This is a genomic window from Sphingomonas sp. 10B4 (assembly GCF_035019905.1).
Taxonomy (GTDB): Bacteria; Pseudomonadota; Alphaproteobacteria; order Sphingomonadales; family Sphingomonadaceae; genus Sphingomonas; species Sphingomonas glacialis.
The window spans coordinates 1-271 of record NZ_JASJVC010000315.1; the positions used below are offsets into that span (position 1 = coordinate 1).

The 271-nt window shown below is 54.2% G+C and carries 1 protein-coding gene; it reads right to left on the minus strand.

The window, feature by feature from the left end; translation table 11 throughout:
- Positions 1–271, minus strand: a 271-nt coding sequence (locus QN347_RS19945; protein ID WP_323494422.1) for a hypothetical protein, incomplete at both ends; no start/stop codon positions are given.

Here is a 271-nt window from a genome sequence, read left to right on the forward strand (position 1 = left end):
TGATCACCCTGCAATTCGTGGAATTTATTGGCGACCACGGCTTGCGCTTGCAGCTTTTCCAGATTGGCATTAAGCTCACGCAAAATGTCATCGACCCGCACCAAATTTTCGTGGGTGTCGTGAATCCGGTTTTCGGTTTCGCGCCGCCGCTCTTTATAGCGTGATACGCCGGCCGCTTCTTCTAAAAAGATGCGCAGTTCTTCCGGGCGCGCTTCGATGATGCGCGAAATCATGCCTTGGCCGATGATGGCGTAAGCGCGCGGACCTAAGC